The sequence below is a fragment of the Kitasatospora sp. NPDC058190 genome, from assembly GCF_042883685.1.
Classification (GTDB): Bacteria; Actinomycetota; Actinomycetes; order Streptomycetales; family Streptomycetaceae; genus Kitasatospora.
In genome coordinates, this window is the sequence record NZ_JBHVVI010000210.1 from 1 (window position 1) to 8,402 (window position 8,402).

9 protein-coding genes and 1 pseudogene are annotated in these 8,402 nt (G+C 70.0%); 4 read left to right on the top strand and 6 right to left on the bottom strand.

Translation table 11 applies throughout. The features are described from left to right. Positions 1–978 (bottom strand): zinc-dependent alcohol dehydrogenase family protein (locus tag ACFVWU_RS43230; RefSeq protein WP_387631853.1); only part of this gene is annotated, 978 nt, incomplete at its 3' end. Between the two features lie 350 nt (positions 979–1,328). Here ACFVWU_RS43230 and ACFVWU_RS43235 point away from each other — a divergent pair. Together ACFVWU_RS43235 and tpx are read left to right on the top strand one after the other, a co-directional pair. Further along, the gene (locus tag ACFVWU_RS43235) at positions 1,329–2,285 is read left to right on the top strand and encodes a phosphotransferase family protein (RefSeq protein WP_387631854.1); all 957 of its coding nucleotides are present in this window, start codon (positions 1,329–1,331) and stop codon (positions 2,283–2,285) included. Between the two features lie 258 nt (positions 2,286–2,543). Beyond that, the gene (gene tpx, locus ACFVWU_RS43240) at positions 2,544–3,044 is read left to right on the top strand and encodes a thiol peroxidase (protein WP_387631856.1); all 501 of its coding nucleotides are present in this window, start codon (positions 2,544–2,546) and stop codon (positions 3,042–3,044) included. Between the two features lie 346 nt (positions 3,045–3,390). Here tpx and ACFVWU_RS43245 read toward each other — a convergent pair whose 3' ends face one another. Both ACFVWU_RS43245 and ACFVWU_RS43250 read right to left on the bottom strand, forming a co-directional pair. Then, complete coding sequence (locus tag ACFVWU_RS43245) at positions 3,391–3,669, bottom strand: hypothetical protein (RefSeq protein ID WP_387631858.1); 279 nt, start codon at positions 3,667–3,669, stop codon at positions 3,391–3,393. A 55-nt stretch (positions 3,670–3,724) separates the two neighbouring features. After that, positions 3,725–4,014: pseudogene (locus ACFVWU_RS43250) on the bottom strand (IS630 family transposase); the annotation flags it as partial. 270 nt (positions 4,015–4,284) lie between these two features. Between ACFVWU_RS43250 and ACFVWU_RS43255 the strand changes: the two are divergent. Next, on the top strand, positions 4,285–4,716 hold the full coding sequence (locus ACFVWU_RS43255; RefSeq protein ID WP_387631861.1) for an SRPBCC family protein: 432 nt from the start codon (positions 4,285–4,287) through the stop codon (positions 4,714–4,716). Positions 4,717–5,180: 464 nt separating this feature from the next. Here ACFVWU_RS43255 and ACFVWU_RS43260 read toward each other — a convergent pair whose 3' ends face one another. After that, positions 5,181–5,594: a 4-oxalocrotonate tautomerase family protein gene (locus ACFVWU_RS43260; RefSeq protein WP_387631863.1), complete on the bottom strand. Its 414-nt coding sequence runs from the start codon at positions 5,592–5,594 to the stop codon at positions 5,181–5,183. A 180-nt stretch (positions 5,595–5,774) separates the two neighbouring features. On the opposite strand from ACFVWU_RS43260, the gene ACFVWU_RS43265 reads away from it, so the two are divergent. Further along, a complete protein-coding gene (locus ACFVWU_RS43265) occupies positions 5,775–6,353 on the top strand; it encodes a TetR/AcrR family transcriptional regulator (protein WP_387631865.1) in 579 nt (192 codons plus the stop codon). Between the two features lie 140 nt (positions 6,354–6,493). On the opposite strand, the gene ACFVWU_RS43270 is transcribed toward ACFVWU_RS43265, so the two are convergent. Both ACFVWU_RS43270 and ACFVWU_RS43275 read right to left on the bottom strand, forming a co-directional pair. Beyond that, positions 6,494–7,279: an amidohydrolase family protein gene (locus ACFVWU_RS43270; RefSeq protein ID WP_387631867.1), complete on the bottom strand. Its 786-nt coding sequence runs from the start codon at positions 7,277–7,279 to the stop codon at positions 6,494–6,496. Between the two features lie 52 nt (positions 7,280–7,331). After that, positions 7,332–8,285 (bottom strand): IS481 family transposase, encoded by a 954-nt coding sequence (locus ACFVWU_RS43275; protein ID WP_387631868.1) that lies wholly within the window; start codon positions 8,283–8,285, stop codon positions 7,332–7,334. Positions 8,286–8,402 lie beyond the last annotated feature (117 nt).

Consider the following 8,402-nt stretch of genomic DNA (forward strand, 5'->3'; position numbering starts at 1 on the left):
GTCGGTGACAGTGACGACGATCTTGCCGACCTGCGCGCCGGCCTCCAGATAACGGTGGGCCTCGACCATGGCGTCCAGGCCCACGAAAACACGGTCGACGACCGGAGTGAACGTGGCATCGGCCAGGCCCGCGGTGACGAAAGCGTGAGCACGGCGCAGCCGCTCGGCGTCACGGCTGACCTCGTGGACGGTGTAGAAGCGGCTCGTGATGGGCGCGAAGGTCGCCTGGCCGGGCATCGGAGTGTCGGCAGGGTCCAGACGGCCGTAGACGATCAGCCGCCCACCAGGGGCGATCACCCGGGCCAGGGTGTTCACACCCGGACCGGCCACGGCATCGAAGACCGTCCGCACGCCCTCACCCCTGGTGATGTCCAGAACACGGGCGACCAGGTCCTCCTCACCCGTGACGACCACGTGCGCGGCACCGGCCTCCAGAAGCCGCCGCCGCTTCGCCGGGGTCCGGGTCGTGGCGATCGGCACCGCGCCCACACGCCGGGCGATACTGATCGCCGCAAGCCCCACGCTGGAAGCAGCCGCGGTGAGCAACACATGATCACCCGGCCGCAGATGACCGTCCTCCGCCAGAGCACCGTAAGCGGTCAGGAACGGCATCCACGTCGCGGCACCCTGAACAGCACTCAACCGCGCCGGACGGTGCACGACAGCCCGAGCCGGAACAACGGCATGCGTACCGTAGACGCCGTAATCGTTCTGCGAGAAAGCCGGAACCGAATCGACCGCGTCACCGACACGAAAACCGGTCACGCCCTCACCGACCGCATCCACCGTGCCGGCCGCCTCATAACCAGGAGTCGCGGGAAACACCGGCGCCTCCACATAGGCACCGGCACGATAGAGAACCTCAGCCCGGTTCAGTCCCAGAGCCTCGACCCTGATCCGCAACTCACCCGGCCCAGGCCGAGACACAGGCACCTCACGAACAGTAAGAACCTCCGGCGCACCAGTGGCCTCGAACACAACCTTCCTCGGCATAACGAACTCCCCCTCGGCACCCAGTACAGACACAGTCCCGACCCCCACCCAAACCCCGGACCACACCCGATGTCAAACACCACACCCGAACCGGAACAAAGGGAATCCCGCACGCCCCACGCCGACATGACCACACGTCAGGCCAGTCACCGAAAGAGCCGCCGGTCGGCCGTCACGGAGCCGCGGACCGGCCGTCGAAAGCCCGCAGGCCCGCCACCGAAAGGACCACGAACCCACCGCCACGGGAGCCGCGGACCCGCCGATACCAGGGCCGCCACTTCGCCGCCACGGGGGCCGCGGGTGGGCCGGTCGAGGCGGGGCGTAGGCTGCCGTGCGTGATCGAGGACGACGTCCAGGGGTGGGTCGGCACGCGCCGGTGGGTGGAGGGCGCGCTCGCGCCCGGTGAGCGGATCGCGCGGGTGACACCCCTGAAAGGCGGGTGGACCTCGCAAATGCGCCGCCTGGACATCGAGGGCCCCGGCGCCCCGTACGCACTGGTACTGCGTTCCTTCGTCAAACCGTTCTACCGCCGCCACGCACCCGGCCTGCTGGCCAGGGAGGCACGGGTACTGCGCCTGCTGGAGACGACCGCCGTACCGGCGCCCGCGTTGCGGGCCGTGGACGCCCAGGGGACCTGGTGCGACGATCCGTCACTGGTGATGACCCACGTACCGGGCGAGGTACGGGTCGGGCAGGACACAGACGTACAGCGACGCCTCACACTGCTGGCCGGACAACTGGCCGCGGTACACGCCATCGACGTCCCCGAGACCGGGCGTGAACGCAACTGGCAGCCATGGACGGCCCCGGAACGGGTCCAGATACCCGCCACCACCGGCCAAGGCGCCCTATGGGAACGAGCCGTGGACACGATCCGCCGCGAAGCACCCGAACACCGCTCCTGCCTCCTTCACCGCGACTACCACCCCGGCAACGTCCTGTTCACCGGCACCGGAACCGAAATGGCGGTCAGCGCGGTAGTGGACTGGGTGGAAACCTCCTGGGGCCCGGCCGACCTGGACGTGGCCCACTGCTCCACCGCTCTGGCCCTCCTCCACGGCCCCCAGACCGGCATGGCCTTCGCCGACGCCTACCAACACGCCGGCGGACACCTCACCACACACGACCCCGACCACCTGTACTGGCGACTACTGGACGCCCTCGCCTTCGCCCCCGACGCACAGAAAGTCGCCACACCCTGGCACGAACTCGGCCGCACCGACCTAACCCCCGACACACTGACCAACCGCCTGGAAAACTACCTACACGCCCTCTTCGACCGCTACGCCTAACCCCCCCGGCCAGAACCCACGCAACCAGCCCCCACCCCCACAACGCCGACGACCGCCCGCCGACCACCGACCACCGGCCTGTTCCCGACAGGCCGTTCGGGCTCAGGCACGAATTCCGCGACAGCACCCAGGCGACCGCAACGACAAGTACGGCCCCCGCGCCCCTGTCCGACCCCCGGTCACCACGCATACGGCAACAGGGACGGGCAGTAGGATCAGCGACGTTGTCACCCGCATACCGCCCGTAGGAGGCTTTTCATGGCTCAGGTCACGTTGAAGGGGAACCCGGTCCAGGTCGGCGGCACACTGCCCGCCACCGGCAGCCAGGCCCCCGCGTTCACCCTGGTCGACGCCACACTCACGGACACCTCACTGAAGGACTTCGCCGGCCAGCGCAAGGTCCTCAACATCTTCCCCAGCATCGACACCCCGACCTGCGCGACCTCGGTACGCACCTTCAACGCCCAGGCCAGCGCGCTCGAGAACACCATCGTGCTGTGCATCTCCGCCGACCTGCCCTTCGCGCAAACCCGATTCTGCGGCGCCGAAGGCCTGGACAACGTCAAAACCCTCTCCACCCTGCGCGGACGCGACTTCCACGACACCTACGGCGTGTCCATCAACGACGGCCCGCTCGCCGGCCTCACCGCCCGCGCCGTCATCGTCCTCGACGAGAACGACACCGTCCTCCACACCGAACTCGTCCCCGAAATCGCCGACGAACCGAACTACGAAGCCGCCCTCAACGCCCTCAACTAACCCCACCACACCCACAACCCGCCCCACACCCCCACCAAAGGATGCGGGGCGGGCCCCCAACACAAAAGACACACCCCCCGGCGACCACCGCTCACCCCGCTTCAAGCCCACGCTCGTCGCCCGCCACCGTGACCACCTGCGCACCCGCCGCGCGGAAGGCCCGGCCGTCCCCGTCCTCCAACTCTTCCGGGAGATGAAGGAGCTGGGCTGCACCGGGAGCCTCAACCCGCTCTACCGCTGCATCACCCAGGGGCACGCCGAGGGCGACAAGCCGGTCACCACCCCGCAGCGTTTCGCCCACCTCCGGCCCACCCGCCCCGAGAACTTGCGCGACCAGGAGACCCGACTACGGCGGGAACTCACCGAAGCCCGCCACGAGATGGTCGAACTCGCCTTCCTCACGGGCGAGTTCGCGCAGCTGCCGACCCCAGCAGCGGGCAACGACGCCAAGCCCACCGACTGGATCACCACGGTTCGCGCCGCCGACCTCCCCCACCTGCACTCCTTCACAAACGGCCTCGCACTCGACCTCGCCGCCGTCGACGCCGAACTCACCCTCCCGTACCGCAACGGCCGCATCGAGGGCGTCGACAAACGAGCCAAGTGGATCACGAGGCAGATGCACGACCTCCTCCAGCGATCACTACGCAGCGCTACCGCCGGCTACGGGACGGAGCAGTTCACTGGACAGACCCCCAGCGGACACCACCCTTCGCACTACGGACGCGAGCACGTTCGCGCCGCGGGGCGGTCAGGACGTGTCCGGGTGGCGGACGTCGGCGTTGCACCACCGCAGGTAGCCGTGGAGGGGCCGGGTCCGGTCCGGGTGGTTCGGGTGGTCCGGGTGGTTCGGGTGGTTCGAGTTCGCCATCGTGAACTGCCTCAGCGGTCCGAGGTACGCCTCGATCGGGTTCGCCCGGGCAACGTTCGTCGGGGTGAAGCAGATGTGGACGTTGGTGTTCTTCGCCCAAGGGAGCATCTTTTTGCCGTTGGGTCGCGGTTCGAGCCACGCAAGACCGTGACCCTGGATGACACAGCGGGCCGGCGCCGACCCTGCGGCCCGCCCGGTGACCCGGCATTGGCCGTTGCACGACCAGCTCGACGCGCCGGCCGACGCAATGGTCGGGACACGGACGCACGCGGAGCCGCTTCCCGCCCCTGGTTGCCGGGCATGTGTCGGCGGCGCAGGCTGGAAGAACCCAAGAGGACCGGTGTTCCGGGCCAGGAGGCGAGGTTCGCGATGAGCAGGCTTAGGGAACAGATCACCATCGACGCCCCCGCGCAGGAGGTCTGGGGTCGGCTGCACGACATCGAGGCGTATTCGACATTCATGGACGGCGTCGAACGTGCTTATGCACCCAGCAGCGACCGTGCCCATCTGGACGTGCGGGCCGGCGAGGTGCACCGGGAGTTCGATGCCGTTCTCACCGACCGTGGCAACGAGCAGGTCCTCGCCTGGGAGACGCAGGGCAGTCCGGAGCTGAAGGGCACGCTGTCGGTGCGATCGCTGGACCGAGACCACAGCCAGGTGCAGGTGCAGATGGAGTACGAGCCGGAGTCCATCCATGACGCCTTCGGCGGCCCGCGGGGCATGGCCCAGGTCCACCGGATCGAGAACACCGTCCGGGGCGGCCTGGAGCAGTTCAAGAACCTGGTGGAGTCGGAGCGGTAGCCGTCCGATGGGAAGCCGGAAGGCATCGCGGGCCCCGACCGGGTCCGCGGTCGGGTGATCCGCATCGGCTGCGAGGCTGCGAGGCCCTGCTTGCGTTCGAACGCGGGACTGAGGCGGCCCGACCGACAATGGCCTCTTCCGGCACCGGTCGCGGGAAGTTTGCGTGTGAGGTCCAGGACGGAACCCAGGTCGCAACTTCGTAGAACCCCTCGGCGATCCAGCGGTCGAGCTTCTCATCTGCCTGGAGTTGCTCGCACGCCGCGCGCATGGCGCTCCAGGCGGGTGAAGGCGACGGGATCCCATTCCAGGTCGCCCCGCAGTCGAAGGAGGAAGCTCCCTTCCTCCGCATCGAGCTCCTGCCGCAGAACACTCATGACCTCACTCACGAGCGAGATCATGACACCCGCGGCACGGTCCGGCCGGTCCGGGGTTTCCCGGGCCGACCGGACCGTGCGACCGGTGGGTCAGGCGGTGACGGCGGCGGCGAGGTCGGCGTTGGTGAGGGCCTTCCCGCCGATGCCCCAGGCTCCGTCCCGGGCGTTCAGGATGTTGATCCACGTGTCGCTGTTGTGGTGCCCGTCGCCGGTCAGGCGTTCGACGATGTCCGTGGCGGCCCGGATGAACGTGGCGCGGGCCTCGGCGGTCGGGAGGCCGATGTCGGGGAGTTTCAGCTCGACCATGACGACGGGGCGGTTCGCACCTCCGGCGTAGACGTGTTCCGGGTCGAGGATGTGGACGGTGCCGCCGACCATCGACGTGAAACCGGGGTTTCCGGCGAGGCCGCTGGCCTCGGTCAGGGCGACGGTCAACTGCGGCAGGATCTCGCGCTCGCCGGCGGGGGTGAGGACGCCGCGCGGCGCGGTGACGGTGATGGGCATGAGGCCCTCCTGGGAGTGACTAGTACGGACGTCCTAGCTAGTCCAGCTTGGGCTAGGATGGGCGTACTAGTCAAGGGGGCGCGAAGGCGCAGCCCGGACGACCGCCGGGCACGATCACGACGCTCGACCGCGACGCACAACGACCACGCACAACCACCAGGCTCACGATCGGAGGCGACCTTGGCCCGCGAGACCCGCGAGCGCATGATCGAGGCGACCGTCACGGCGCTCCAGCACCGGGGCGTGGCGGGCATGTCGTTCACCGACATCCTGGCGAGCAGCGGCGCAGCCCGCGGCGCGATCTACCACCACTTCCCCGGCGGGAAGGCACAACTCGTCGCCGAGGCCGCGGAACGCAACGGCTGCGAGGTCCGCGCCCGCCTCGCCGCGCTGCCGGTGGACGACGGGCCCCCGGAGGTCGTCGAGGCCTTCCTGGAACTGGTCAGGCCCGTACTCGCGGCCTCTGCGGCGGGCGGAGGGTGCGCGGTGGCGGCGGTCACGGTCGGGGCGGGCGCGGAGGCCGATGACACGATGCTCCGCCGGGTCGCGTCGACCGCGTTCACGTCATGGATGGACCAGCTCGCGGAGCGGCTGACCGCCGCGGGGCTCGGCTCCGACGCCGCCCGCGACCTCGCCGCGACCCTGATCACGCTGCTGCAGGGCGCGCACGTGCTGTGCCGGGCCGCCGGCGATCTCGAACCCTTCGAGCAGGTGGCGCGCACAGTGAAGTCGTTGGTCGCGCACCGGTACCCCGACTGAGCACGGCCGTCACCACCGCCACCACCACCGCACGGTGACCGCTCGCCCCCACCCCCGTCGGGGGCGAGCGATGTTCCCGGCGCCGGATCCTCAAGTTCCGCGTCGGATCACCAAGTTCCGCGTCGGCTCCTCAAGTCGGCTCAGAGGCCCAGCAGTTCGGCGAAGGTGCCGCCGAGGACCCGGTCGCGCAGCTCGCCGGAGGAGGTGACGCGCTCGACGAGGGAGCGGGTCAGGACCGGGTCGCCGTAGGGGGCGTCCGAGCCGAAGATCGTACGGTCGGGCACCTCCTGGATGGCCAGGCGGACGGCGAACACGACGTTCGCCGTCGACAGTTCCAGGTACACGTTCGGGGTCTCCCGGGCCAGCTCGATGGCCGTCAACCAGTTGAGCCCGCCGAGCTGGCTGATCACGACCGGGACGCGCGGGTGGCGGCGGGCGAGGCCGGCCAGCGTCGCCAGGTCACCGGCGGTGCTCGGCGCGAACCCGTGCACCACGACCGGCAGTCCGCCGTGGTCTGCGGAGGCGCGCAGGACCGGCTCGATCAGTCCCGCGCCGTCCGGCGGCGGCGTCAGCTCGCCGATGCCCCGGAAGCCTCGGGCTACCACGTCCCGCTCCACCTCCGCGGCGATCCGATCGGCCGCCACGTCCAGCCGCACCTTGCCGAACCCGATGAACCGGTCGGGGTGCGCCGCGCAGGCCGCCTCCAGCTCCCGCAGCGCCGCCTCGTGCGCGTCGGCGCCGGCGGACTGCCCGCTGATCGTCGCGTGCAGCACGCTCATCTCCCGCTTGAACGACGCCAGGTCGACGGCCCGCTCCGGGTGCGGCCGGGTGCCGAAGAGCACCGCGCGGTCGACCCCCGCCTCGTCGAGCAGCGCGAGGTGGCTGCGCAGCGGATCGTGAACGTGGCCGTGTGCGTCGATGATCAACGGTTTCTCCTGGTCAGTGCCGTCCCTCGGGGCGACCTCCCGTCGCCGTGCCCTAGTTGTTCTGTCCCGTGAGGTTGGGGACGCGGCTGGCGGGTGGCTTGCCGCTGAGTGCGGTGTGTCCGCGGTGGTGATTGTAGGTGTGGAGCCATGCGGGGTAGGCGTCGCGGCGTTCCTGCTCGGTGCGGTAGGGCCTGGCGTAGGCCCATTCGTCGAGCAGGGTGCGGTTGAAGCGTTCGACCTTGCCGTTGGTCTGCGGCCGGTAGGGCCGGGTGCGTTTGTGCGCGATGCCCTCGGCTGCGAGGGCATCGCGCCAGGTGCGGGAGCGGTAGCAGGAGCCGTTGTCGGTCAGCACGCGCTGGACGGTGATCCCGGCCCGGGCGAAGAAGTCGTTCGCCCGGGCCCAGAAGGCGGTGGCGGTCTCTTTGCGCTCGTCGGGCAGGATCTCGCTGTAGGCCAGGCGGGAGTGGTCGTCCACGGCGTTGTGCAGGTAGCTGTAGCCCGCGCCGGAGCGGTTCTTGCGGCCGGCCTGCCGGCCCAGGACCTGGTGGCCGCCGCCGTCGGGGATGTTGCCGAGCTTCTTGATGTCGACATGGACCAACTCGCCCGGTGCGGCGCGTTCGTAGCGTCGCACCACGCGGCCGGTGGCCCGGTCGAGGTGGGCCAGGCGGGCGAGGCGGTAGCGGGTCAGCACGCGGTGCACGGTCGCAGGGTTCAGGCCGAGGAGGTAGGCGATGCGCGCCGGTCCCCAGCGGCGCAGGACACGGACCTTGATGATCCGGCGCTCGGTGCGGGTCGGGGTCCGGCGAGGGCTGTGGTGCGGCCGGCTGGACCGGTCGCTCATGCCCGCCTCCCCGAGCACGCGGTAGCGGTCCGCCCAGCGCTTGGCCGTCGTCGGCGAGACCTGGAAGCGCTCGGCGGCCCTGCGCAGGGGCCAGCCGTCCTCGACCACGCAGCGGGCCAGACGCAGGCGTCCGGTCTCGGTCAGCGGTGCGTTACGGTGTGGCATGAGGGCCTTTCTGGCGTTGGTGCAGATGTCGCAATCCACACCGAGCCAGAAGGCCCTCACTCATTTCAAGATCACCCGGCCGTGAGCCCCGTCACCAACCTCCGTGGTCAGTACACC